Origin of the sequence: Paraburkholderia fungorum (genome assembly GCF_902833645.1) — a bacterium.
Taxonomy (GTDB): Bacteria; Pseudomonadota; Gammaproteobacteria; order Burkholderiales; family Burkholderiaceae; genus Paraburkholderia; species Paraburkholderia fungorum.
Map to the genome: position 1 here is coordinate 158,709 of NZ_CADFGE010000010.1, position 23,177 is coordinate 181,885.

Below are 23,177 nucleotides of genomic sequence, written 5' to 3' on the forward strand. Positions count from 1 at the left end.
CGCAGGCTCATTTGCCGGCTTGCCGCATAGGTCGGCGCACGGCGCGCAGGGCTGAATCCAAAGGTCCATTCGTCACTTGCCGGCCATGTCGAGCGGCATGCGGTCAGTCCCCAAACGGGTTGCCGGTGTCTTTCACTTCGGTAGCAAGATTGTATTCCGCACGCGTAGCCTTCAGCACGCCCTCGATGTCGCGCTCGAAGCCGGCCGCGTTGCCGAAGTGGGTCATCGTCCAGTTGCAGCCCGTCTTGTCGGCCTCTTGCAACTGCGGCCGCGGCACACGAATCTTGACACCATCCTCGACGATTTCCTGCAGTCGATGGATTCGCCGGTTGACCTCCTGCTGAAGCTGCGAGGCATTGAGCGTCTTGCGTATCATCCAGGTCTCCTTCCGGTTGCTCGGGCAAGTCTAACGCAAGTGAGGCGTTTCGCTGAACCGCCACGGTGTTGTCCCGCGCCCGTTGCGCGGGTTGCGTGAAACTTTAGCCCGTATCGAGCTGCCAAAGAAGAAGTGGTCACTCGGAAATCTGGGTATGGCAAGCGTGCTGCTGGTAGATGACGACGTGGAAGCCCTTGCGGCATGGGAGGCGTGCTGCATCGCGGACGGGTTCGAAGTCAGAAGTGCGAGCGACGGCCAATCGGCATTGGCAATGTTCATCGACTCCCCTGTCGATATCGTGGTTGCGGACTGGCGCATGCCGGTGATGTCGGGGAGCGAACTGTGCCACCGGCTGCGCACTCTTCCCGGCCTGGCCGATGTTGCTTTCATACTGATTTCCGGAGAACCCAGCCCGCCCGCCTTCGTTAGTTACGATGGGTTTCTTCGCAAGCCTGTAGACGGGGTAATCTTACTGGCTACTATGCGGCGGCTGCTGGCGGATAACGTCAAGCATCGGCAATCCCAGCGCGGCGGGGCCACGTAGTCAAGAGGTTGCGAAGGCCGCCGATATGCTCGCCTGCAAGAGCCGGAAGTCGCGGATATGCCGCGCCAGACAATACCCGCGCGGTGCGCTGCCTGCGTACCCTCACTGTAGTCGACGGTGATCGAGGTCGCGCTGCCTATCGCGGACATTGACCGAGCACGACCCATTCGTCCCCGTCGAGGTCGACCGGCACGGCCTCCAGGGCGGCGCCTTCACAGGGTCCTTCAATGCATCGGCCATCGTCGAACCTGAAGAGCGCGCTATGGTGCGCACACATCAGCACCTGTGCCTTGTAACAGGACACGATGCCAGGCTCGAAATCGAGGGGAACCGAAAAGTGCGGACAACGATTCACGTAAGCCCACACCTGCTGCCCACGCCGTACGACCACCACGGAATGCGCTGTACGGTCGACGTCGACGACGTGCGCGCCGCCATCGGGGACGTCGACGAACCGGCACAATCGACTCGCACTCATGCTTACACCCGCCGCTCGGGATTGCCGAGGCTCCAGTCCCACGGCCGAACTTCCACACGCGCGAATAGACCCTCCTTCATATAGGGGTCGTTTCCGACAAACTTCATGACGGCATCGATATCGTCTGCCTCGATCACCAGCAACGTGCCGTTCATCGCATCGCAATGCGGCGCTAACGTGGGGCCGCCGAGACGTACAAACACGCCGTGCTGCGCCGCGCTTCGCAAATAGGTTCGATGGTTCGGGCGAACCCGTTCACGGACTTCTCGCATGTCCGGTTTGTCGGTTGCGAATACGGCGAAAAAACGGGCCATGTTGTTCAGCTCCGGTCGAGGACAAAGTCGTAGCACGCTTCGCGGTACGGGCCGGCCAGGTTGAACTGCCGCGCCAGCTCATCGTTCGCGGGACGTTCCCGGTATGCGACCATCAGCGAAGGTTTGACACCGAAAACAGCGTCCGACTTCAAGAATGGGTCGGCCTCGTCAAACAGGTGAGTCACAAGCTTGCGATGCCCCGGCGCGTCAATCATGAAATGCAGATGCGCGGGTCGCCATGGGTGTCTGCCGGTTGCGCCGAGCATTTTGCCAACCGGACCATCGGTCGGAATGGGATAGCTGACGGGCAGGATCGTAACAATTGCGTAGCGTCCTTCGGCGTCGGTTCGATAGCGGCCTCGAAGATTGCCGTGGGGCTGCGCGGTGTCCTGACCGGAATACATGCCGTTCTCCGCCGTCTGCCAGACGTCGAGAACCGCATCCGCTACCGGCTCCCCTTGCGTATCCAGTACGCGCCCTCGCACGACGACCGGTGTGCCGGGCGTGAGTGCCATGTTCTCGCCATACGTGCGCTCAGGCATTCCCTTGATGTAGAACGGACCAAACACGGTCGTGTCTGTCGCCCCTGTCGCATAACGGTGATTGATGGCGTCGACCAGCATCGAAACGCCGAGCGTGTCCGACAGAAGGATAAACTCCTGGCGAACCAGGTCATCACACATCTTGCCGGTCTCGGTGAGAAAGCGAATCGCGCCCATCCACTCCGCTTCAGTCGGTTCCACCTCGCGCACGAACGCATGAAGGTGCCGGACCAGACTCTGCATCAAGGTGCGCAAGCGTTCGTCCGGCGTGTCCTCGAAGCTGGAAATGACCTGTTCGGTCAATACGCTGTCGCTCTGTTGAGATTCAATTGTCATGTCTGTCTCCACCATGTCTCCCTTCATCATGTCTTCCTCCCTCTGCCCCGCTCTTTAAACTCAACGTGGCGACCGCCCCTCCCAGGCATCCTGCAACAGTTGACGAATTGCTTCGCGCTCAACAGGACGGGGATTGGTATAGGGGTTCTTGCACGCCAGCTCAGCAGCCTCGTCGAGACCGCTTGCCGGCAAGCCGAGATCTGCCAGCGCCACCGCCATTCCCAGTTTCCGATTCAACTCGAATAGCAGCCGGCCCGCCTCGGCGGCTTCGGCGCCGCCAAGCGCTCTCGCTACTTTCCGCAAGGCCTCGGGCGCCGCACGGTGGTTGTAGTGCGCCGTGTGAGGAAGCATAGCCGCATGCGTTTGCGCGTGCGGCAAATTGAATGTGCCGCCCAACGTATGGCAAAGCTTGTGATGCAGTGCCATCCCGACGGCACCAAGACATGTCCCGGCAAGCCACGCCCCATACAATGCGCGGCTCCGCATCCCCGCGTCGCCCGGCGTACGCACGATTACCGGCAACGCCTCGCCGAGAGCGCGTATCGACTCTTCCGCCATCAGGCTGGTTATCGGATTCGCATCCTCTGCATACAGCGCCTCGACGGCGTGCGCCATCGCGTTGATTCCGGATGCCGCGGAAATCTCCGCCGGCAATGAAAGCGTCAAGTTCGCGTCGTACAACACGGTACGAGGCAATACGCGGGCATCGCGTCCGGTCCGCTTCAGGCGTCCCTCTGTCAGGCCAAAGATAGGCGTCATCTCCGAGCCCGCATAGGTCGTCGGCACGGCGATAATTGGCAGTGACGACTCAAGCGCTATCGCCTTCCCTAGCCCGATCGTGGAGCCTCCTCCGATCGCGACGCAACAGTCCGCCTCGAGCGCCGTCGCCATCTCACACGCCGCTCGTGCTACCTCGACGGGCACATGCATGACCGCTTGAGCACACACGCCGGCGGCACGCTCCCCCAGGATGCCTTTCACCCGGTCAGCGAGGTTACGCTGCTCAGGTGTCGACAAGATCAGCGCGCGCCGCACGCCGAGCCTCGCCAGCTCTTCGGGTAGCTGCGCGAGCGCACCGCACTCGAAAACCACGCGAGAGGGCGTGCCCTGGTAGACAAAGCGTTCCATGCAAACCTCAGCGCCTGAAATGCGGCGGCACGTTGCCGTCGACGTTGACCCATACCGAGCGTGCCTCGGTGTAGTCGTGCATCGCCTCGAAACCCATTTCCCGACCGTATCCGGACTGCCCAACGCCACCGAACGGGCTGCCTGGATTGACCCGCTTGTAGCAGTTTATCCAGCACATGCCTGCCCGGATTTGCGAGGCAGTCTTGTGCGCACGCGACAGATCGCGAGTCCATAGCCCACTCCCGAGTCCATACTCGGTACCGTTCGCGATGGAGAGAGCCTCTTCGTCGCTACTGAATCGCAGTACGGTAACGAACGGACCGAATACCTCTTCCTGCGCGATGCGGTCGTTGGCCGTCTTCGCCTCGATGACCGTTGGCCGCACGTAGTAACCGTTCGCGAGCGCGGCGTCCTGCGGTGCGCTCGCACCCGTCAGTACGCGCCCGCCCTGCTCGCGTGCAATGTCAGCGAAGGCAAGCACGCGCTCGAGGTGTTGCAGCGAGGTGAGCGGCCCCATTTCCGTATCCGGGTCGAGCGGGTTGCCAATCCGGATGGATGCAGCCAGCGCGACGAAGCGTTCGAGAAACGCATCCGCAATGCGTTCGTGCAGAATCAGCCGCGAACCGGCAATGCAGGCTTGCCCCTGGTTATGAAAGATCGCCCACGCAGCGCCGTTGATTGCGGCATCCAGGTCGGCATCGTCGAAGACGATGTTGGCGCCCTTGCCGCCCAACTCCAGCTGAATACGTTTCAGGTTGCGCTGCGAGGCTTCGACAATGCGCCGCCCCGTCGCAGTGGAACCCGTGAAAGCAATCTTGCCAACGCCCGGGTGCTCCGCAAGCCGCTGACCGGCCGTATGGCCATACCCGGGAACGATGTTCACCACGCCCGCGGGAAACCCGACCTCCGCCATGAGCTCGACGATGCGCAAAGTCGAGAGCGGCGTGATTTCCGACGGCTTAAGCACCACGGTGTTCCCCGCTGCGAGGGCGGGCCCCATTTTCCAGCTCGTGAACATGAGCGGAAAATTCCACGGCACAATCTGTCCAACGACGCCGATCGGCGCGCGCTGCACATAGTTCAGAAAGCCGGTCTCGACAGGAATAACAGAACCTTGCAGCTTGTCGGCCATGCCGCCGAAATAGCGAAAGCAGGCCGCCGTGCGTGGCACGTCAAGCCCCCGCGAGTCGCGAATCGGATGACCTGTGTCCAGCGATTCCAGTTGCGCAAGCTCCTCCGCGTTCGACTCGATAGCATCGGCGAGGCGCAACAGCAAGCGTCCGCGTTCCGCTGCCGCCATGGCGGACCATTTCGGGAATGCACGGGTGGCGGCCTCGACGGCGAGGTCGACGTCTGCCGCGTTTGCCGCTGCAATCTTCGTGATGAGCGAGCCATCGTGAGGATTGAGTACGTCGATAGTGCCGCCGTCGACGGCATCGACAAAGCGGCCGTCGATGAAGAGTTGGGTTTGCATGAATCGTCCTCGGGTTGTTGCTGGCTCACTACTCAGAATTCAATCGGGTACGGCGCGAACTCGCCGCTCTCGTATCGCTGCGGAAGATCCGGGGTCGCGTTCTCCCAGACGAGCAGCATCGAGCGTTTTGTCGAATACCCCTGATGGCGAATGTCGGCGGGCATCGCGCAGATGTCACCGGCACGCATCGTGATGCGTGCGCGCGGCGCGCCGGTATTCTTGTCGCCCACGTCCCAGACGATCTCGTCGGACAGTTGCAGGAACCATTCGACCCGGTCGTTCCCATGGAACACCGGCAGAATGAATTCCTCGGTCGTTGGACAGAACAGGCTGCGACCGCACACGGACGTGACGGACGGATTCCAGGTCACGTCGGAGCGCGACAGATACTTGAAGAGATTGAACGCGTGCAGCTCGCCCTCGAAGCCCGGCTCGGCGTGAACTTCGGGCTCGTCCTGTACGACATCGAGGAAGGCCCGATTGACCGGCAAGTCATCGCGCAAAGGCGAATCGCCTGCAAGGCCCGGCATTCTGCGAGTGGCGATGCGAGTCCGTTCGATTGCCGCGCCGTTGTCGCCATGTTTGCGGCCGAACGCCGTTCCGGTTTCCTCGGGCGCCGCGAACGGGTCGAAACCCTCGTTGGTCCAGTCGTGCAGCATGGCTTTGAACGTGGCCATGATGGTCGGCGTTTCGAAGGTCTCGATGTAGTCGACCCCGGCGTCTTTCATGATCCCGTTGAACGTGCCGGCATAGACATCGACCTTGCCGTAGTGATTGCGCGTGCCGAACACGTGGTCGAAATTCACCCAGCCATAGAAAAATCCCCACGCGACATCACGCATCATCGCGCGCAGGAATGCATCGGCGGGAACGGCGTGCGTGCGCGTCTGGCCTTTCGCCGGCCAGTTGATTTTCACAAAATACTCATCGCGTTGAAATTCGAACGCGCCGAGCGTGAAGCGCCGGTAACCGGTGACCTTATCGGGCTCGGTCGAGCGCACCGTGTCCGCGGCAAAACCGAGGGCGTGGTCGTTGGTTTCGAGGGTGGCCATAGCGTGTCTCCTAAGAATGTTCGATGCGTGGATGTCAGTGCAGGCAGACGTCTGCCCACTTCTGCACTGATAGTTCGCCCAGCATGGTCTGCACGATCGCGACGCCAGCCTGGCGCGCGCTGAACCGATAGGCGCAGCCGGCCGGCAACATGGCCTGATGTCCTTTACGCAGCACCACGTGTCCCATTGCACGGCCCGCGGGTGCCTCTGCTGCGTGAATCGTCCCTTGCCCCGCGGCAGGTGGCGTGTCGAGCTTGATGAAGTCGATTTGAACCTCACCATCCATCAGAATGGCGAACTCGTCGTGCGCACAGGCGAACCATGCGGAACGGCCCTCGGTCCGCAGCACTTCGATGACGTATTCAAGGTTTTTGCCGACCACGACCTTTTCGTACGGGGTCGACTGCGAAGCCACCTCGAAGATGTTCGAGAAGGCATAGTGGCGAGCGCTTCCGCTCGTGATTTCGATTTCGCCCTTGTGGTAGCTCTCGAGCGAGCCAAAGATGGTGTGGAACGCCGTATCGGTCATTGCTGTCTCCTGTTGTTGGAAGCTTGCGTTAGCTTCAACTTTAGGAGCCGGCGGCGACGGCAACAACCTGCTGGACGACGACTACGGCATTTGCGCTTCGCGAATAATCGCCTTCGTTCCTTCGTTAGCAGACCCAGCCGCGCTCAAGCAAAGGCAGGTCCCAGGCAGGTTCGGGGCCGAGATACTCCACGAGAAACTCCACTAGCGCCTTGACCTTCAGGGCCTGTCGCTGCGTGGCGGGATAGACCGCTGCGAAGCTCAGAGGCGACAGCTGGTACTCCGTCAGGATCGGCACCAGCGAGCCGTCGAGCAGCGAAGCGCTGGCGACCAGCGTCGGCAGGCACACGACCCCGCCGCCAGTCAGCGCGTAATCGCGAAGCAGATGGACCGAGTTCGACCGGATCATGCCCGGCAGCTCCATCTCGACAACCTCTTCTCCGCGGGTTAGCGTCCAGCGGTTGCGTGAGGGGTATCCCGAGTAGAGAGCCGTTGTGTGCTGCAACAAGTCCCGTGGGTGCTGCGGCGCACCATGTTCGGCGATGTACGCCGGGGCGGCGCAGAACAGACGGCGCACGGTAAAAAGGCGCCGCTCGATGAGCGATTCCGAAATCGCGGGGAATATCTGGAATGCGATGTCAAACCCTTCTTCAATCGGGTCGACAACGCGGTCGTTGACTATCACGTCAAGCTGGATGCCGGGGTAACGCCGGTTGAACTCAGCCATCGGGATACCAAAATGACCAAGCGCGAACCCCGGCAGCATCTGGATGCGAAGGCGCCCGGTAGGCGTTGCACGAAGCTCGCGCATCTGGTCGGTTAGCTCATTGACCCGACCCACTACCTCGGCGCACTCGCGATAGAAGGCCTCCCCCACCTCCGACAGACGCACGTGGCGCGTGCTTCGGTGAAAGAGAGGCGCATTGACGAATTTCTCCAGTTGCTGAATACGGTTCGTCACCACTGAACTGGTCACGCCAAGCTGCCTCGCCGCCTCAGCGAAGCTGCTCGCTTCCGCGACCCGCACGAACGCTTCGATGCTCAGAAACCGATCCATACGCACCCTTCCATCGTCAGCAAATGCGTCAGTGTATATGGACGGAGGACCCGCTGTGCATCACGAGGAACGTTGTGGCTTCATCAATAATCCTACCTCTCGGGCACGCGTATCGAGACACCGCTCTCAGGTCCTTTCCAGCTCCGCACGCACGGGCTGACGGCGCTGCAGGACGGCCGGCGCGGTCTCCTTGAGCAGCACGCTGACAACGATGCCCAGCACTACGGCGCACATCGGCAGCCAGAGAATGTTCTGAATCCCGAAGTGAGCTGCCACGTAGCCGCCCAGGGCGGGCGCGATGCCGCCGCCGAAAATTTCACCTACACCGACCACGACACCGATCGACGTCGACACGAGTCCCACCGGAGCGGCCTCAGTCGCGACCGGCCCGGAGAGTAACGACACCAGACCCAGCGTGAAAAAAGAAGCCGCGAACAGGACGGCAAACAGCGGCAGCGGCTGGGGACCAAGACCGCGGAAGATGTAGAGCATCGCGGCGGTTCCCGCAAAACCCGCGATGCTCGCGAGGCGGCGTCCAACAATGTCAGACAGGCCCGGCAAGCCAAACTGACCGAGAAACCCGCCGAAGCCAATGGCGGAGACGACGAGTCCCATCCGCTGCGTGTCGAGCAGAAGATATCCGGTGAGATACAAAGGCAGCAGCGCGCCAAGGACAAAGACGCCGGTCATCGCGCAGCAGAGTGCGCCCATCGCCACGAGAATGTTCCTGCTCTTCAGGACGTGACGGAGCGAAGCCGGAGTTTCCTCGGCGGCGACCTTCGGCGTTACCCTCGGTTCGCGAATCACATAGAACATGATCAGACCGAGTATCAGCCCCGGGATGGCTACGAGAGCGAACACCCACCGCCATGTGACGAAGCCCAGCAACTGCGTCGCGATGATGGGCGCAAGCGCCAATCCGAAAAGCGCGAAGCCGCTTTGCTGGAGGCCGAGATTCAAACCGCGTCTGCGTGGGTGCGATGCATCGGCGGTGGCCGCGAAACTCGTGGGGCAGAAGGAACCTTCGGCGACCCCCATCAAGCCGCGAATCGCTATCAGGCTGAACAAACCGCCGGCGAGCCCCGAGAAGCCGGAGAGGAGCGAGAACGCGAGGATTGCCGGGATGAGCACCTTCCGGCGCCCTATCTTGTCCGAGGTGCCGCCCATCAATGCGGCGAAGACACCCCACGAAAGACCGAGCACGCCAATGCAGTTACCGACGTCCTGGGCATTCAGATTGAGGTCCTTCATGATGGATGGAAAAAGTGGCGCGATAAGCCAGCGGTCCAGTCCAACCAGGCCGAAGCCGAGCGCGAGTAGCGTGACCGCTTTCCATTCGTAGGAAGTATCCCACTTGTCTGCATTCATTTCCGTCTCCGTTGACGTTGGCTCACCTGTGCGCGCTGAAGCGTTAGCGCACGGTCCAACTCCAATCTTTTTGTGCGACCTCGGTCGCGAAGGATGGGGGCGTCGCTTTGATTCGCGACATTCTTTCGAATGTCACCCGGCGACGCCCCAAAGATAGGTGCAAGGAGCACAACTCGGTATTGGGGAACGGGCGAACGCCTCATTCGCGAAAGACGAATAATCAGCGTCGGCAAGCGGGAAGCGTCTACGGGAAAGCGCAGCGCGATATGGAAGGCAAGGGAACCACGCGGTGCGCGCAGTCCCAGGGGATTCCCTCGTAGACGCGCGCGCGGCTGCCGTCTGCAACGACACGGCAGGTACTGACAGCCATCGTGATCCTCACAGCGCGATCGGCCGCCGGCGCGGCGGCCATCGCAAACCGTCGTGTGACGCCAGCGAGCGCGCCGGCCGGCGACAGGCTATCTCCAACGCCCGTCGATGACGGACCGTGGCGCCTCCCCGCGCTCCTGTGCGAGCGACGGATAGTCGGTATATCCTCGCTCGCCGCCTCCATAGAACGTGGACGGATCCGGCGAATTGAGCGGAGCGTGCGACCGGAAGCGTTCCGGCAGGTCGGGATTGGCGATGAACAGGCGTCCGAAGGCGATCAGGTCCGCGTTGCCGTCCTCGAGCCATCTTTCGGCGCTGCCGGCGTCGAAGCCCCCCGCGACCATCAGCACACCGCGATAAGTGCGCCGTATCATCTCGTTCATGCGTGTCGCGCGCTCCATGAAAGCGACATCCTCACCGGTCGCCGCGAGCGTGGGATTGACGATGTGCAAATAAGCCAGCCCGTATTGGTTGAGCTTCTCGATGACGTAAGAAAAGGTCGCCTCGGCGTCGTCGTCATGCATGTCGTTGAAGGTGCCGAGAGGCGAGAGCCGTACGCCGACCTTTTCCGGCCCCCACACTTCGCAAACCGTTTCGATCACCTCGAACAGCAGCTTGGCCCGACGCTCGCTCGATCCGCCATATTCGTCCGTGCGGCGGTTCGTGCCGGACAACAGAAACTGATCGAGCAGATACCCGTTTGCTCCGTGCACTTCGACGCCGTCCATACCGGCAGCCTTCGCGTTTCGCGCACCCCGGAAGTATTGGCGCACGAGATACGGCATCTCTTCACCCTGCAGCGCACGAGGCGCGATGCAGGGCGCGAGGACGCCTTCGCCGCGCTCGTTCTCGATGAAGGCCTCCGCTTCTGGCCGGATCGCGGACGGCGCAACGGGCAGCATTTCGTCGGGTTGCAAGGAGGGATGCGATATACGTCCGACGTGCCATAGCTGCATGAACATCAAGCCACCCGCCTCGTGCACGGTGTCCGCCACGAGCCGCCAGCCCTGGACCTGCTCGCGACTATGAATTCCAGGCGTCCATGCGTAGCCCTGCCCTTGCATCGACACCTGCGTCGCCTCGCTGATGATGAGCGCGGCCGCTGCGCGCTGCGCGTAATAGCAGGCGTTGAGCTGCGACGGTATGTTGCCTGGCTGGCTCGCACGCGAACGCGTCAGCGGCGCCATCACGACACGATGACGCAGGTTGTACGGTCCCACCTTCAGGGGTTCGAAGAGCTTGCGCAGCGGGCTTTGTTCCTCGTGCTGCCCGGCTTCCCCGGGCGCGATTTCCGTATCAGGCATAAATTCCCTCCTTATGGTTTCGACCGGGACCGAAAAGCACCGCATAGCCGCTTAGCCGCGTCGGTGTCGATCGCATCGGCGGAATCCCGGTTTCCGCCCAGTCTAGCCATGACCCGGCTGCGCTTCTTTCCGGTTTCTGCCCGGACATGTCAGGATCCTGCGCTTACCCGGCGCATCGCTCCATCGGCTTCGACGCGGCCCGTCATGCGCTTGGCTCAGGGATTCGTCAAACGGGGGCAAAGTCAAAGTGTCGGAATCATTGTTCTGATCAACCCCAGGCAGTATCCACTTCGCGATACTCGTATCGCTCTGATCTGATCGCGTGCGCGCCAGTCCCGCGGTCATTGTTTTGCTCGCAGTTTCGCCAAATGAATCAGCTACCGACGTTCCGGTGGGCAAGTCGGAATGCGCGCGGCGTCGCACCGGTGTACCGATGAAACACTTCGGTGAAGTGCTGCTGGGTCTGAAACCCCGCGCGCGCGCCAACGTCGACGAGCGGAATGGTCTCCTCGCACAACATCGTCCTCGCAAATTTCACCCGTTCGAGGGTCACGTACAGATGGGGCGGCGTACCTGTCGCCGTTTTGAAAACACGCGCGAAGTTTGATGCACTCATGTGCACCAGCACTGCGAGTTGCTCGACCAGGATGGTTTCGGCTATGTGCTCATGAACGAAAGCTTCAATACGAGTCAGCAGTTGACGCGTAAGAGGCATGTCCGGCTCGGCCGCACCAGCACAGTGCCCGCGGCGCAGAGCGATGTGCACCGAGATGACATCTGCAAAAGCGTCGGCGCAGGCCGCGTCGATCAAATCCGCATGATGCAAGGCAGCCAGGGTGTCCGCCGCCTCGCGCAGGAATGGATCCCAGGACCTGGACCATTTCGGGACCGCGTCAAACGCTTCTTGCGAGACTTGCCCAAGTACGCCCGCTTTGAGTGCGATAACCCATCCTGAGGGATCGCCGTCAGCGACTGTGGCCAACTGCGCCCCCGCCGGAATAACTGCGACGAATGGTGCACCTATCAGGATGACATGACTCGTTCCGAGATCGTCGCAGCCCGCAGCCTGCACAACGGTGCCACCTGTCGGCATGACGAGCCGAAGTCCCTGCACCAGATGCAGGCCGCCATCGGCGACAGCAACGTTCATTGCCTGGCAGCGTAACCCGTGTTTCGGGGTCGATCCTGTTTCTTGCTTCATGGTGAGCAGAGGTTTCCTCCTCGTCTCGTCGCATGCCTAAGTTTACGTCGAATTCAAGGCTGCTTAAGGCGGATTCGTAATATGGGCCCAGGCAATTCCGACCACGTTGACGGCGTTGCTGCCAAGCTAAATTGCCGGACAACCTGGGGCGACGCTCGACACGCTATTAGCCGGGACTCAACGCAACCCAGGGTTCCTGAAGGCTTTCTGCAAGCTGACGCTTACGCCGGATATTGCGCAGCGTCAGCAAGCAGTCAGGTTCGTCGTATGCACCGCACTCGTGTCCGCGATCCGGGAACATCGACTGGACGTTGCTGCGGTAAAGCTTCGCGCTCGAATGGAGCCTGCCGATCATCGCGATCACGACCCGGTATGCGGCCTCAGAGATGAATTGCCGCTTCAACCTGTCGCACGCGACGTGCGTTGCACCGGCGCTGGTTAAGAACGTCGCCCGAAGAGCAGGCGGCAGGCGTGCGACATGAAGAATAGTCACGCGCGGTGGCGCACTAAACGGCGCTGCCCGTGGAGCGAACGTGCCGCGCGTCAAATGCATCGATCACGGACGATCGAGGACAGATATCAGTGATGCTCGCTGTAGTCGGACCTCGGCTTAGGCGTCGCGCGCACCTTTGTGTATTGAAACTCGGGCAGCGCCTTGATCGCATCTTTCGTCGCACCGGCAAGCACCAGTTTGCCATCGGAAAAATCGAGCTGCTCGATCGGGATGGCCACGTCGTGATGTGACACCCCCAAAAACTGATTTGCGGCGACGATTGCAAACGATACCGATCGGTCCGGTGCCACAATAATGTCATGAATGACACCGACACGCTCACCCTTCTCGTTGAAGACCGGCTTGTCCATGATCGACTTTCTCACGCTCCAGCCCGCCACGATCGCGGCCGACTCTTCCACGCTGACACCAAGCGGCTGGGCGCCGGCCACCTGGGCGCGCGCGTCTGGAGCAAGTGCGAGCGACGACGCAAGCAAGCATATAAGCAGATTCGCTTTCATGAGATTCCCTTCGTTCTGACGTTGACGGTACGACACCGGGCCAGCGATGATCGGGCTAACGCCAGACCGTGCGCGGCGTAAATTCATGTTAGAACGCCTCACGGCGAGGCGCTATAAAAAAGCGGCGATGGATCGGGTTATTTTGATGCGTCTGGAATGCCAGTCTGGATGCCATTCAGCACGCGCACTGAATGAACGCAGAATCGCGAAACGCATGGCAGAAACGCGAAAGAATCGCAGATGCGTAGAGCCTAGACTATAGCTGATCACCTGACGGTACAGCTTGGAGTCCCACATGGATGAACTGCTTGGACGCGCTTGGTGGATGCTCATTCTGCGTGGCACGGTTGCGCTGCTGTTCGGCATTCTGGCGCTATTCTGGCCTGGTCTCACTCTGCTACTGCTTATCACCCTCTTCAGCGCCTATGCAATCGCCGGCGGCATTGTCGCGATCGGTGCGGCCATCCGCTACCGCGCGACATACGGCGGCTGGTGGGTGCCCTTGCTGCTCGGAATCTGCAGCATCGGCGCCGGTGCGATAGCCATCCTGGTGCCGGGCATTACCGCGCTCGTGCTGGTCGCCGTGATCGGCGCAAACGCGATTCTCACCGGCGTTTTCGATCTGATCGCAGCAACGCGGCTGCACAGGCGCCTGCGCAATGCGTGGATGCTGGTGCTGACCGGAGTGCTGTCCGTCATGTTCGGTATTTTCGTGCTGCTCTTTCCGGGCGCCGGCGCATTAGCGCTCGTGTGGCTGATCGGCGTGTATGCGTTGTTCACGGGAGCACTGCTGTTCGTACTCGGCATCACTGCGCGTGCCTGGCACCACGGCGGCCCGATCGACGAGCCACACGCGCCGCTGCATCCGTAAGCACACCGCTCACGGGCACTCGCGGGTTACAGGATCAAGCCCGCGGCCAGACCCGCGCCGCTCGCATCCGGAGGTCAAATGGACCACCCGTCATCTCAAGTGGTCCAACCTCAGGTCTGGCACTGGCGTATCTCACGTAAGGAGAATCACATGCCTCTGGATCTCGACAAATGGAATCCGTTCCGGTTCTTACGCTCGCACCCCGCGCAACAAAGCGCATCCAGCCGCGCCGATGCGTCGCGCACCGGTCAGCAAAACGCCCCGAAAAACGGGCAGCCGTCGGGCGGCACGCAAACGGGTAACGGGGCACCGATGGCGGCTGCTGCACCGGTACCCCTTGCGCCCGCCAGTTGGCCGCTACCTGATCCGATTCATCTGTTCGCCGAATTGATCCGCGATCCGTTCGGCGGCCGCGGGCCACTTGGAAGCTGGTTCGGCGACTTCAGCGCGAGCGAGTTTCAACCGCGAATCGACGTCACGGACGAAGGTGATGCGCTGCGTATCGTCGCCGAATTGCCGGGCATGACCCGCGACGACATCGAACTCGAAGTGATTGACGACATGCTGATCGTCAGCGGCGACAAGCGCTTCGAATCGACCAGCGAAGAACAGGGATGCTATCGGGTCGAGCGGTCGTTTGGACACTTTCAGCGCGCGGTGCCGCTGCCCGCGGGCATCGATCTCGACCGGGCAGAAGCCAGATTTGAAAACGGCATGCTGACGCTGCGCGTGCCCAAAGCGGCCGGAGAACCGTCAGCGAAGCGGCGCATCGAGATCAAATAGCACCGTCCTAACTCCGCGCTCGGGCCTGTCGTGAAACAACTCGTCCGCTTCCGCAGTCCGGGTGATTAGGCTCACGCCGCAAGCGGACGTTATGCCACGTTTCGAGTGCAGCGAGCCCAGCGCGCAAACACGGCGACCTCGGCATAAGCAGCGGAACAGATATTTCCACCCACCCATTACCCGCCCCGGGAAGCAATGCCCTCGCGGACGAAAAAGGAGTTCATCATGGCCGAGTGCAGTGTTTGTGGAAAGCCCGCTACCTCGCAGATCACGATTACCGAAAACGGCCAACGTCGTCAGCTGATGCTGTGCGATGAGCACTACATGGAGTTCATGGCGCGCAATCAGCGCCGCCTGTCGCCGCTCGAGTCCCTCTTTCACGGGGGACTGTTCGACAGTCTGTTCGATGACATGTGGCCACAGATGGAAAGCGGCCGCGGCAGCCGGTCACGCATCGGACGCACGCCTGGACAACCAGGCGGCGCGAGTCAGGGCACAGGCGCCGGTAACGGGCAAATGGGCGAATCAGCGGGCGGACAGCCAGGCGGCCGCCCACGCCGGCATCGCCGGGCCCGTGAAGCGGTGGACCTGCAGACGTACCTGAGCCAGAGCGGTCTGGACCGCCTGCAGGCCGCGGCGCAGGCAGCGGTCGAATATGGCAAGAACGAAGTCGATACGGAACACCTGTTGCTTGCGCTCGCCGATAACAACGTGGTGCAGGAAATCCTGCGTGAATTCAAGCTCGATCCCGAAGAGATCAGGAAAACCATCGATCAGACCGCGCCGCGCGGCACCCGCAAGGAGCCGGCTGACAACGAGCAGATCGGCGTGTCGCCACGCGCCAAGAGTACGCTGGAAAATGCGTTGAAGTCGTCGCTCGAACTGGGTCACAGCTATGTCGGACCAGAGCACATTCTGATTGGGCTCGTCGAGGAAGAAGACGGCTTTGCAGGTGAATTGCTGCGCAAGCTCGGCCTGTCGCCGCAATCGCTGCGGCAAAAGGCCGTCAAGGTGGTCGGCAAGGGTGCCGAAGACGGCAAGATGGAGGACCGCTCCACCACGCCCACGCTCGACAAATACGCACGCGATCTCAGCGCGCTTGCGCGTCAAAGCAAGCTCGATCCGGTGATCGGCCGTGACAGGGAAATCGAAACCACCATTGAAGTGCTCGCGCGGCGGCGCAAGAACAATCCAGTGCTGATTGGCGAACCCGGTGTCGGCAAGACCGCTATCGTCGAGGGCCTCGCGCAACGCATTGCTCAGGACCAGGTGCCGGAAGTGCTGCGCGGCAAGCGCGTGGTCGAACTGAATATCAATAGCGTCGTGGCAGGTGCGAAGTATCGTGGCGAGTTCGAGGAACGCGTCAAGCAGGTGCTGGATGAGATCATCGAAAACCAGGACCGTCTGGTGGTGTTCATCGATGAACTGCATACGATTGTCGGCGCCGGCCAGGGCGGCGGCGAAGGCGGCCTCGATATCGGCAATGTCTTCAAGCCCGCGCTCGCTCGCGGTGAACTGCACCTCGTGGGTGCGACCACGTTGAACGAATACCAGAAGTACATTGAAAAAGACTCGGCATTGGAGCGGCGTTTTCAGCCCGTCATGGTGCCTGAACCCAGCGTCGAGGAAACGATCGAGATTCTGCGTGGCCTGCGTGACCGGCTGGAAGCGCATCACAAGGTGAAAATCAGTGAAGAGGCGATCGCTGCCGCGGCAAGACTATCGGACCGCTACATCGCCGCGCGTTTTTTACCCGATAAGGCAATCGACTTGCTCGATCAGGCCGCCGCCCGCGTGCGCATTTCATCGAATTCGCGTCCGCAGCCATTGCACGACATCGAGGCGAGCATCCGCCGCATCAGGCAGGAACAGGACTCAGCCAGCGCTGCAAAGCAATTCGATAAAGCCAAGGAGCTGGAAGAGCGGCTCGTCGCGGAACAGAAACGGTTGCATGAAACGACTGAAACGTGGAAGAAGGAACGCGGCACCCACTCGCAGGAAGTAACGGCGGAAGACATTGCGCAGATCGTTTCGTCGCTCACGGGCGTACCGGTATCCGAACTGACTGCCGAAGACCGGGAAAAACTGTTGCGGCTGGAAGACCGCCTGAAGGAACGCGTGGTCGGCCAGGATGCGGCCGTCTCCGCGGTCGCCAAAGCGGTGCGGCTTTCGCGCGCCGGTTTGACGGAGGCCGGCAAGCCGACCGCGAGTTTCCTCTTTCTGGGACCTACGGGTGTGGGGAAAACCGAACTCGCGAAGGCGCTGGCCGCTTCGGTGTTCGGCGACGAAAACGCGCTGGTACGCATCGACATGAGCGAGTATTCCGAGCGTCATACGGTGGCGCGGCTGGTTGGCGCGCCACCCGGATATGTCGGCTACGAAGAAGGCGGACAACTCACCGAGCGCGTGCGGCGCAGGCCATATTGCGTGGTGCTGCTCGACGAGATCGAAAAGGCGCACTCAGAAGTGCATAACCTCCTGCTGCAGTTGTTCGACGAAGGGCGGCTCACCGACGGCAAGGGACGTCTGGTCGATTTCACCAATACGATCATCATCGCGACCAGCAACATCGGCTCACAACTGATCCAGGACAACATGAAGACCGACTCGAAGCAGCTCGACTATCCTGAGTTGCGCGACCGGTTGATGGAGATCCTGCGGCACCATTTCAGGCCGGAGTTTCTCAATCGCGTCGACGAGGTGGTCGTGTTTCGTGCGCTCGGCAAGGAGCAGATTCGCACCATCGTCGATCTGCAACTTGCGCGCGTACGGCGTACGGCGCTGGCCCAAGGCATTGACCTTTCGTTCGACGACGGGTTGCGCGATCACCTGGCGCAGATCGGCTATGACCCCGAGTTCGGCGCGCGGATGCTCAAGCGCAAGATCCGCCTCGAAGTGGAATCGCAACTCGCCGACGCGCTGTTGGGAGGCGACGTGCGCGACGGCGACAAGGTCACAATGACCTACGACCCGGGTACGCACTCTGTGCGCGTGCAGAAAGGAGCATCGCTGACAACAGAAGCGCCCAGCGAGACGTCGGAGCCGGCGCATGCGTGACGCCGGCATGGTGAAGAACGCGGCGCCGCCCGCACGTGCGGGGCGGCGCCCTCAGGATTCGAGTTCACCGGCGACGATCTCGTCGCGATAGCACCAGATCCACGTTTCGCCGGGCTCGATTGAACGCACCAGCGGATGGCCGGTCGCGTGAAAATGCCTGCTTGCATGCCGGTTGGGCGACGAATCGCAACAGCCGACGTATCCACACGAAAGACAGAGCCTCAAATGCACCCACGGCTGACCAAGCTTCACGCAGTCCTCGCAATAGTTTATGGACGTGTGGAGGATGCGGGCCGCGCCCAGGTGCGTGCAACCAGGGGTCATGATCGTACTCCTCGGACAGGTGCGCGCAGACGTGCGCGGATCAAGATTGCGCTTGCGCTCAAGCGCTAGTCAGATAGCGATGCACCAGCGCCACAGCCATCGCACCCTCGCCGACCGCCGACGCCACGCGTTTGATCGACGCGTGGCGCACATCGCCCGCGGCGAATACGCCAGGCACACAGGTTTCCAGATGCAGCGGCGCGCGTTCGAGCGGCCACTTCAGGTTCGCCCGATAATCCTGCAGGTCGGGACCGGTCACGAGATAGCCGCCTTCATCGCGCACGATGCCAACCTCCTGCGCCCATTCGGTCTGCGGCACACCGCCAATGCAGACGAAAAGCCAGTTCGTTCCTATTGTGCGTTGCCGGCCGGTGCGCAGATCGGTCAGCGTGATCTCCTGCAACACGTCACTGCCTGCGAGCGCGGTAACTTCCGTGCACGTGCGCACTTCAATGTTCGGCGCCGACGTGATGCGATCCACCAGGTATTGGGACAACGTGTTCTTAAGCGATGCGTCACGCACCAGCATATAGACGCGGTTGGCGGACTGCGAAAAATGCATGGCTGCCTGTCCCGCCGAATTGCCGCCGCCCACCACATAGACGTCTTCGCCATGGATCAGTGCGGCCTCGCTCGCACCGGCGCCGTAATAGAGGCCGGCGCCGAGAAAACGCTCTTCATCTGCCAGGCCTAGCGTGCGATAAGCGACGCCGGTCGCGCAGATAGACGTGCGCGCCGTGATACGTGTGCCGTCTTCCAGATACACGATGCCCTGCCCGGGCAGAAATTCCGCGCGCACGCCGGCGCGAGCCAGCAGGATTTCGGCACCGAACTTGACTGCCTGGGCGCGCGCCCGTTCAGCGAGCTCCGCACCGCTCACGCCCTGCGGAAAGCCCAGATAGTTCTCGATTTTCGAACTGCTGCCGGCCTGCCCGCCCAGAGCCAAACGCTCCACCAGTACGGTGTGCAGCCCCTCCGACGCACCATACACCGCCGCGCTCAGCCCTGCCGGTCCAGCGCCGTAAATCGCCAGATCGTAGGCCTCACGGGATGGACTCGCAAACCAGCCGAGCTTCTCTGTGATTTGCCGGACGGTGGGACATTCGAGCCGCGTTCCGTCGTGGAAGACGCAGACCGGCAAGCGCGAATCGGAAAGATGCTGCACGTGCGCCAGTTCCTTCGCTTCCTTATCGCTGCCCAGCTCGATCCATTCGAACGGTATGTCGCAGCGATGCAGGAAGTCGCGTATCGCATAGCCATTCGCGCTGCGCATGCGTCCATAGATCCTGACCATGAATATGCTATCCGCCATTGAGGAGGTTCAGAACAGTCTTTCGTTTCTCGCGCTTCACAAGCAGACGGCCCCGCCAGGATAACGGCGGCAGGCCGTATGCGTTCTGCGCAGGCTGTACCACGATCTCGTAGCCTCGATGTTCAAACACGTGCGTTTGCATGACCCGCTCCGGTTTCGTATCAAGGCGTCAATCGGGAAGCACGAACTCGGTACGCATGTCTTCGATCACCTTCTGGAGATGATGTGCGCAATCCGCGCCGGGGTCATTGAGCGGCACTATGTTCCAGTTGCGGCCGGATGCGTCCGGCGGATGCCGCTCCGGCAGCGGTATGCGCATGCGCAGAACGCCCGGCGTGTCAGCGGCGATTTTCGCCATGCGGTTCTGCAGTTCATCGCGAATTTGCTCAGCGCTTCGAACGGTCTTCGGCATCGGTCTGCCTCCCTCGGTCGCTCGTCCGGATCGTGACTGAACGGCGCATGCGTTCCTCTTGCGCAAGCATGCGCCAACGATGCTTTAAGTCTAGTCGCTAATCCAGATTTGTTTGGACAATCGGTCGCTTCCGCGGACTGCATCACGGGAGGGCGCGCCGCGAGGCATCGGTCGTATGAACGATTGATGACCGTGACCGGCCGGCGCATCCTGAGCGGGCCTGGGTGCGAGCGGTTAGTGACGTTGTCCCCGATCAGCGCTGCCCAAATGGCGTCTTCCATATTGCGCTCGTCGGGGTACAGTGCATGGAACTGCTGCTTCGGGCAACTTGCCGCGAAGAACCCGCGCAAACGCGTAGGGCCGTAGCGTATGTGCGTCACGCGCCCGTCGAATGAACTGGGCACGGTGCATGTGCAATCGATGCACACGCACGGTGCGTACGCGGCGCAGCAACGGCCGCCCGGGAGCTAATCATGGAAACGAAGAAAAGCTGGCTGCGCAAGGACCTCGATGCGTTGCGTCTGCAGTGGGACATGCTCACCTTTTATGAACGATTCGAGCAGCTTGTCGCGCATGTGCTGAGCGTCGTGATTTCCGTCATCACCCTGGTGTCGCTCTGGCAATTGATCCGCGCGGTGATTGCATTGCTGGTTGCGGACGCGCTGAACCCGCTGGATCACGCGGTGTATCAGACCATCTTCGGCATGGTCATGACGCTGCTGATCGCTATGGAATTCAAACATTCGATTACGCGCGTGATGGCGCGGCGCGATCACATCGTGCAGGTCAAAACGGTGCTTCTGGTTGCACTGCTGGCTATTGCCCGCAAATTCATCATTCTCGATCCCGCTAGTGCGCCCGCCCAGATCGCGGCGCTTGCGTTTGCGCTGGTGGCGCTAGGGAGCGTCTACTGGCTGATGCGGCAGCGTGATGACCCGGCCGACGCGACAGCCGCCGTGCGAGCGGAGCGCGATCGCGTGGCCCTGGCGCAGCGACAGCAAGGGGTACGGCCCGGCGAAGGCGGGCAGCGCGACACGTGACCCGACTCGCCATGCCCGTCACGTCATGACTGCGTACGCGTCGGGGTAGCGGACGGCGAAAACGTGTCGGATCTCTGCGCCCCGCTGCGCGGCTTTCAGATGTGAAGGCATCGTAGCATTGCGCAAAAACCGCGCAGACCCAGGGAAGAAAATCCTCCCCCGCGTGCCCTACCGTGGACGGACGCGTGCAGTGCAAGGCATAGCCCGCTCGCGTTAGTCCGTCAACGAACCGCCAAGGAGCAGCGATGAGAACCGACGAAGGCATCAAACGCGATGTGGAGTACGAACTGAAGTGGGATCCAGACATCGATGCATCAGATATCGGAGTTGCGGTCAAGGACGGCGCGGTCACCTTGTCCGGTTTCGCGCGCAGCTTCCGGCAAAGGCGAAAGGCCGAGGAGGACGCGACGCGTGTGCGCGGCGTGAAGGGAGTCGCAAACGATATCGAGGTGCGCTTGCCTCTGATCAACAAGCGGCCCGATCCGGAGATCGTGCGCGAGATCATTGCCCAACTGAAGGCCGAGCTGCCTTATGCGTCGGACGACATCAAGGCAATCGTCAGGGACGGACTTGTGACGCTGAAGGGCGAAGTCGAATGGGACTACCAGCGCCGCCGCGCCGCCGACACGGCGCTGCGGGTGAGCGGCGTAACCGGCCTCGCGAACGAGATCGAGGTCAAGCCGAAGATCAAGCCCGACGACCTCAAGCGCAAGATCGACGACGCGTTCAAGCGCAACGCGGAGGTCGACGCACAGCACATCACGGTCGAGGCCGAAGGCAATAAGGTCGTCCTGCGCGGCAAGGTCCGCTCATGGGCCGAGCGCGAGGAGGCCGAGCGGGTGGCATGGCTTGCCCCCGGTGTGATGCAGGTCGACAACCGGATCACCGTCGATTACTGACGGGCTGGGGCTGCAGACTTTCGTGTCCGCCCGTAGCGCAAAAAAAAAGGCGTCACGTTTCCGTGACGCCTTGAAAAGTTCTAGCCATTCCGAGGGCCGTGCTAGAACCTGAGAGACGGTATTCGAAAGTTGGACGGGCGCGCGACTAAAGACGCTGGTCTCTAAGCTCGAGACAGGCAACTGCGTGGACTGTTACGGGGGGCTATTAAGGCACTCGGCCAGACACTCCGCGAGCCACGGCTGGTTCAAAACTTCAAAATGCAGAACCTGAAACCGTCTTTCGAAATGAGATTCCATTTTTTATGGTTATGCTGACTAAGTCAAGCAAAATCTAAAGAGCTTTCATGCGCCTCGGAAAAATATTCCGATACAATGAATGTTCTGATGAAAAATGGGTGTGCATGCCCCATTTTGGGGCTCCGAGCAGGTCCTTTCGCCAGCCTTGCCGACAGGTAAGTCGAACAAAAAACTGAAATATAGTTCCACAAAAACGATATGAACCGACCCACGCCTTCCCGAACTGCCCCGGCCCAGACCCCGGCCCCAGCCAAAGACAAAGACGGCTCGGGCGACGAAGTCACGGCGCTGGCACGCGGCCTGACCGTGCTGCGATCGGTCGCCGCGGCCGACGCGCCGCTCAGCAATCGCGAACTGGCCGAGGTAATCGGCATTCCGAAGCCCACTGTCTCGCGAATCACCGCCACGCTCGTCAGCGCCGGGTTTCTGTTCCGCCTGCCCGATAGCGAGCGCTTCGTCCTGACCTCGTCGGTACTGGAATTGAGCAACGGCTTTCTGCGCAACTTCGACATCCGGGCAAGAGCGCGCCCCTTTCTCATCGAACTCGCCGAACGCACCGCGTTGTCCGTGCATCTGGCCGTGCGCGACCGGCTCGACATGGTAGTGATCGACGCAATCCGGCCGCGCTCGGCAGTGCTGGTATCGCGTCTCGAAATCGGCTCGCGCATGAGCCTCGCGCGCACCGCGGTTGGCCGCGCCTACTTGTCGGCGCTCGCCGAACCGGAGCGGGAAAAGTTATTGATTGGCTTGCAGGCCGCCGAGGGCGACGACTGGGGCCATATCGGCAGCCGTCTGACCACCGCCCTACGGGAGACCGCGGAGCAAGGTTTCGCGATCGCCACCGGCGAATGGTACGACGGTCTGAACGCCATCGCCCTGGGATTCATCGGCCCCTCGGGCGAGCGCTATGCGGTCAATTGCGGTGGCTCGGCGGATCAATGCCCGCGCGACTGGCTGATCTCGCGCGCGGCGCCGGCGTTGATCGAGTGCATCGGCAAGATCGTTCTCGAGATCGGCGGCACGCCCGGCCGCCGCCTGGATAATTGAGATACGCCGGTGCTCGCGCGGCGGCGGCCACGGCATTTGCAACCGCCCGCCG

25 protein-coding genes are annotated in these 23,177 nt (G+C 61.6%); 7 read left to right on the forward strand and 18 right to left on the reverse strand.

From position 1 onward, the window contains the following. Positions 1-103: 103 nt before the first annotated feature. Positions 104-376: a hypothetical protein gene (locus HWX91_RS27745; RefSeq protein ID WP_025495896.1), complete on the reverse strand. Its 273-nt coding sequence runs from the start codon at positions 374-376 to the stop codon at positions 104-106. A gap of 154 nt (positions 377-530) precedes the next feature. On the opposite strand from HWX91_RS27745, the gene HWX91_RS27750 reads away from it, so the two are divergent. After that, complete coding sequence (locus tag HWX91_RS27750; protein WP_102857413.1) at positions 531-920, forward strand: response regulator; 390 nt, start codon at positions 531-533, stop codon at positions 918-920. Between the two features lie 136 nt (positions 921-1,056). Here HWX91_RS27750 and HWX91_RS27755 read toward each other — a convergent pair whose 3' ends face one another. The 13 genes from HWX91_RS27755 to HWX91_RS27815 form a co-directional block, all read right to left on the reverse strand. Then, complete coding sequence (locus HWX91_RS27755; protein ID WP_102857412.1) at positions 1,057-1,398, reverse strand: Rieske (2Fe-2S) protein; 342 nt, start codon at positions 1,396-1,398, stop codon at positions 1,057-1,059. Positions 1,399-1,400: 2 nt separating this feature from the next. Continuing rightward, on the reverse strand, positions 1,401-1,712 hold the full coding sequence (locus HWX91_RS27760) for a YciI family protein (RefSeq protein WP_025495899.1): 312 nt from the start codon (positions 1,710-1,712) through the stop codon (positions 1,401-1,403). 5 nt (positions 1,713-1,717) lie between these two features. After that, complete coding sequence (locus HWX91_RS27765; RefSeq protein ID WP_102857411.1) at positions 1,718-2,590, reverse strand: intradiol ring-cleavage dioxygenase; 873 nt, start codon at positions 2,588-2,590, stop codon at positions 1,718-1,720. 60 nt (positions 2,591-2,650) lie between these two features. Beyond that, positions 2,651-3,718: a maleylacetate reductase gene (locus tag HWX91_RS27770; protein ID WP_030102613.1), complete on the reverse strand. Its 1,068-nt coding sequence runs from the start codon at positions 3,716-3,718 to the stop codon at positions 2,651-2,653. Between the two features lie 7 nt (positions 3,719-3,725). Further along, entirely contained in the window at positions 3,726-5,192 is a 1,467-nt protein-coding gene (locus tag HWX91_RS27775; protein WP_102857410.1) for an aldehyde dehydrogenase family protein, read from the reverse strand. A 32-nt stretch (positions 5,193-5,224) separates the two neighbouring features. Then, a complete protein-coding gene (locus tag HWX91_RS27780) occupies positions 5,225-6,244 on the reverse strand; it encodes a hydroxyquinol 1,2-dioxygenase (protein ID WP_025495903.1) in 1,020 nt (339 codons plus the stop codon). Between the two features lie 34 nt (positions 6,245-6,278). Next, positions 6,279-6,773 carry a cupin domain-containing protein gene (locus HWX91_RS27785; RefSeq protein ID WP_102857409.1) on the reverse strand — a complete coding sequence of 165 codons (495 nt, stop codon included), beginning with the start codon at positions 6,771-6,773 and terminating at the stop codon, positions 6,279-6,281. A gap of 124 nt (positions 6,774-6,897) precedes the next feature. Beyond that, positions 6,898-7,827 carry a LysR family transcriptional regulator gene (locus HWX91_RS27790; RefSeq protein WP_030102610.1) on the reverse strand — a complete coding sequence of 310 codons (930 nt, stop codon included), beginning with the start codon at positions 7,825-7,827 and terminating at the stop codon, positions 6,898-6,900. Between the two features lie 126 nt (positions 7,828-7,953). Next, positions 7,954-9,195 carry an MFS transporter gene (locus HWX91_RS27795; RefSeq protein ID WP_102857408.1) on the reverse strand — a complete coding sequence of 414 codons (1,242 nt, stop codon included), beginning with the start codon at positions 9,193-9,195 and terminating at the stop codon, positions 7,954-7,956. Between the two features lie 458 nt (positions 9,196-9,653). Continuing rightward, entirely contained in the window at positions 9,654-10,868 is a 1,215-nt protein-coding gene (locus tag HWX91_RS27800; RefSeq protein WP_025495877.1) for an alkene reductase, read from the reverse strand. A gap of 373 nt (positions 10,869-11,241) precedes the next feature. Next, positions 11,242-12,069, reverse strand: coding sequence for an AraC family transcriptional regulator (locus tag HWX91_RS27805; RefSeq protein ID WP_102857407.1), 828 nt, complete (start codon positions 12,067-12,069; stop codon positions 11,242-11,244). Between the two features lie 166 nt (positions 12,070-12,235). Next, positions 12,236-12,562: a hypothetical protein gene (locus HWX91_RS27810; protein ID WP_176035686.1), complete on the reverse strand. Its 327-nt coding sequence runs from the start codon at positions 12,560-12,562 to the stop codon at positions 12,236-12,238. 86 nt (positions 12,563-12,648) lie between these two features. Next, positions 12,649-13,083, reverse strand: coding sequence for a PRC-barrel domain-containing protein (locus HWX91_RS27815; RefSeq protein WP_102857405.1), 435 nt, complete (start codon positions 13,081-13,083; stop codon positions 12,649-12,651). Between the two features lie 295 nt (positions 13,084-13,378). Here HWX91_RS27815 and HWX91_RS27820 point away from each other — a divergent pair, with 295 nt between their 5' ends. From HWX91_RS27820 to HWX91_RS27830, 3 genes are all read left to right on the forward strand, one after another. After that, the gene (locus HWX91_RS27820) at positions 13,379-13,954 is read left to right on the forward strand and encodes an HdeD family acid-resistance protein (RefSeq protein ID WP_102857404.1); all 576 of its coding nucleotides are present in this window, start codon (positions 13,379-13,381) and stop codon (positions 13,952-13,954) included. A 150-nt stretch (positions 13,955-14,104) separates the two neighbouring features. Next, positions 14,105-14,737 carry an Hsp20/alpha crystallin family protein gene (locus HWX91_RS27825; protein WP_025495872.1) on the forward strand — a complete coding sequence of 211 codons (633 nt, stop codon included), beginning with the start codon at positions 14,105-14,107 and terminating at the stop codon, positions 14,735-14,737. A gap of 225 nt (positions 14,738-14,962) precedes the next feature. Beyond that, entirely contained in the window at positions 14,963-17,794 is a 2,832-nt protein-coding gene (locus HWX91_RS27830) for an ATP-dependent Clp protease ATP-binding subunit (RefSeq protein WP_102857403.1), read from the forward strand. Between the two features lie 51 nt (positions 17,795-17,845). Here HWX91_RS27830 and HWX91_RS27835 read toward each other — a convergent pair whose 3' ends face one another. The 4 genes from HWX91_RS27835 to HWX91_RS27845 are packed head-to-tail and all read right to left on the reverse strand — an operon-like array spanning position 17,846 to position 19,842. Then, positions 17,846-18,118, reverse strand: coding sequence for a UBP-type zinc finger domain-containing protein (locus tag HWX91_RS27835; RefSeq protein ID WP_025495870.1), 273 nt, complete (start codon positions 18,116-18,118; stop codon positions 17,846-17,848). 58 nt (positions 18,119-18,176) lie between these two features. Then, the gene (locus HWX91_RS27840; RefSeq protein ID WP_102857488.1) at positions 18,177-19,412 is read right to left on the reverse strand and encodes an NAD(P)/FAD-dependent oxidoreductase; all 1,236 of its coding nucleotides are present in this window, start codon (positions 19,410-19,412) and stop codon (positions 18,177-18,179) included. 7 nt (positions 19,413-19,419) lie between these two features. Next, positions 19,420-19,572: a DUF6566 family protein gene (locus HWX91_RS41250; RefSeq protein ID WP_341809983.1), complete on the reverse strand. Its 153-nt coding sequence runs from the start codon at positions 19,570-19,572 to the stop codon at positions 19,420-19,422. Between the two features lie 27 nt (positions 19,573-19,599). Further along, positions 19,600-19,842 carry a hypothetical protein gene (locus tag HWX91_RS27845; protein WP_030102603.1) on the reverse strand — a complete coding sequence of 81 codons (243 nt, stop codon included), beginning with the start codon at positions 19,840-19,842 and terminating at the stop codon, positions 19,600-19,602. A gap of 473 nt (positions 19,843-20,315) precedes the next feature. On the opposite strand from HWX91_RS27845, the gene HWX91_RS27850 reads away from it, so the two are divergent. The 3 genes from HWX91_RS27850 to HWX91_RS27860 all read left to right on the forward strand — a co-directional run bounded on the left by HWX91_RS27850 (position 20,316) and on the right by HWX91_RS27860 (position 23,125). Beyond that, positions 20,316-20,882, forward strand: coding sequence for a phosphate-starvation-inducible PsiE family protein (locus HWX91_RS27850; RefSeq protein ID WP_028200681.1), 567 nt, complete (start codon positions 20,316-20,318; stop codon positions 20,880-20,882). Between the two features lie 245 nt (positions 20,883-21,127). Next, entirely contained in the window at positions 21,128-21,781 is a 654-nt protein-coding gene (locus HWX91_RS27855; protein ID WP_102857402.1) for a BON domain-containing protein, read from the forward strand. 495 nt (positions 21,782-22,276) lie between these two features. Further along, positions 22,277-23,125, forward strand: coding sequence for an IclR family transcriptional regulator (locus HWX91_RS27860; RefSeq protein WP_102857401.1), 849 nt, complete (start codon positions 22,277-22,279; stop codon positions 23,123-23,125). Positions 23,126-23,177: the final 52 nt, after the last annotated feature.

Bases quoted from the DNA above. Each gene is read 5' to 3' on its own strand.
- HWX91_RS27745 (WP_025495896.1), bottom strand. From the start codon at position 376: ATGATACGCAAGACGCTCAATGCCTCGCAGCTTCAGCAGGAGGTCAAC.
- HWX91_RS27750 (WP_102857413.1), top strand. From the start codon at position 531: ATGGCAAGCGTGCTGCTGGTAGATGACGACGTGGAAGCCCTTGCGGCA.
- HWX91_RS27755 (WP_102857412.1), bottom strand. From the start codon at position 1,398: ATGAGTGCGAGTCGATTGTGCCGGTTCGTCGACGTCCCCGATGGCGGC.
- HWX91_RS27760 (WP_025495899.1), bottom strand. From the start codon at position 1,712: ATGGCCCGTTTTTTCGCCGTATTCGCAACCGACAAACCGGACATGCGA.
- HWX91_RS27765 (WP_102857411.1), bottom strand. From the start codon at position 2,590: ATGACAATTGAATCTCAACAGAGCGACAGCGTATTGACCGAACAGGTC.
- HWX91_RS27770 (WP_030102613.1), bottom strand. From the start codon at position 3,718: ATGGAACGCTTTGTCTACCAGGGCACGCCCTCTCGCGTGGTTTTCGAG.
- HWX91_RS27775 (WP_102857410.1), bottom strand. From the start codon at position 5,192: ATGCAAACCCAACTCTTCATCGACGGCCGCTTTGTCGATGCCGTCGAC.
- HWX91_RS27780 (WP_025495903.1), bottom strand. From the start codon at position 6,244: ATGGCCACCCTCGAAACCAACGACCACGCCCTCGGTTTTGCCGCGGAC.
- HWX91_RS27785 (WP_102857409.1), bottom strand. From the start codon at position 6,773: ATGACCGATACGGCGTTCCACACCATCTTTGGCTCGCTCGAGAGCTAC.
- HWX91_RS27790 (WP_030102610.1), bottom strand. From the start codon at position 7,827: ATGGATCGGTTTCTGAGCATCGAAGCGTTCGTGCGGGTCGCGGAAGCG.
- HWX91_RS27795 (WP_102857408.1), bottom strand. From the start codon at position 9,195: ATGAATGCAGACAAGTGGGATACTTCCTACGAATGGAAAGCGGTCACG.
- HWX91_RS27800 (WP_025495877.1), bottom strand. From the start codon at position 10,868: ATGCCTGATACGGAAATCGCGCCCGGGGAAGCCGGGCAGCACGAGGAA.
- HWX91_RS27805 (WP_102857407.1), bottom strand. From the start codon at position 12,069: ATGAAGCAAGAAACAGGATCGACCCCGAAACACGGGTTACGCTGCCAG.
- HWX91_RS27815 (WP_102857405.1), bottom strand. From the start codon at position 13,083: ATGAAAGCGAATCTGCTTATATGCTTGCTTGCGTCGTCGCTCGCACTT.
- HWX91_RS27820 (WP_102857404.1), top strand. From the start codon at position 13,379: ATGGATGAACTGCTTGGACGCGCTTGGTGGATGCTCATTCTGCGTGGC.
- HWX91_RS27825 (WP_025495872.1), top strand. From the start codon at position 14,105: ATGCCTCTGGATCTCGACAAATGGAATCCGTTCCGGTTCTTACGCTCG.
- HWX91_RS27830 (WP_102857403.1), top strand. From the start codon at position 14,963: ATGGCCGAGTGCAGTGTTTGTGGAAAGCCCGCTACCTCGCAGATCACG.
- HWX91_RS27835 (WP_025495870.1), bottom strand. From the start codon at position 18,118: ATGACCCCTGGTTGCACGCACCTGGGCGCGGCCCGCATCCTCCACACG.
- HWX91_RS27840 (WP_102857488.1), bottom strand. From the start codon at position 19,412: ATGGTCAGGATCTATGGACGCATGCGCAGCGCGAATGGCTATGCGATA.
- HWX91_RS41250 (WP_341809983.1), bottom strand. From the start codon at position 19,572: ATGCAAACGCACGTGTTTGAACATCGAGGCTACGAGATCGTGGTACAG.
- HWX91_RS27845 (WP_030102603.1), bottom strand. From the start codon at position 19,842: ATGCCGAAGACCGTTCGAAGCGCTGAGCAAATTCGCGATGAACTGCAG.
- HWX91_RS27850 (WP_028200681.1), top strand. From the start codon at position 20,316: ATGGAAACGAAGAAAAGCTGGCTGCGCAAGGACCTCGATGCGTTGCGT.
- HWX91_RS27855 (WP_102857402.1), top strand. From the start codon at position 21,128: ATGAGAACCGACGAAGGCATCAAACGCGATGTGGAGTACGAACTGAAG.
- HWX91_RS27860 (WP_102857401.1), top strand. From the start codon at position 22,277: ATGAACCGACCCACGCCTTCCCGAACTGCCCCGGCCCAGACCCCGGCC.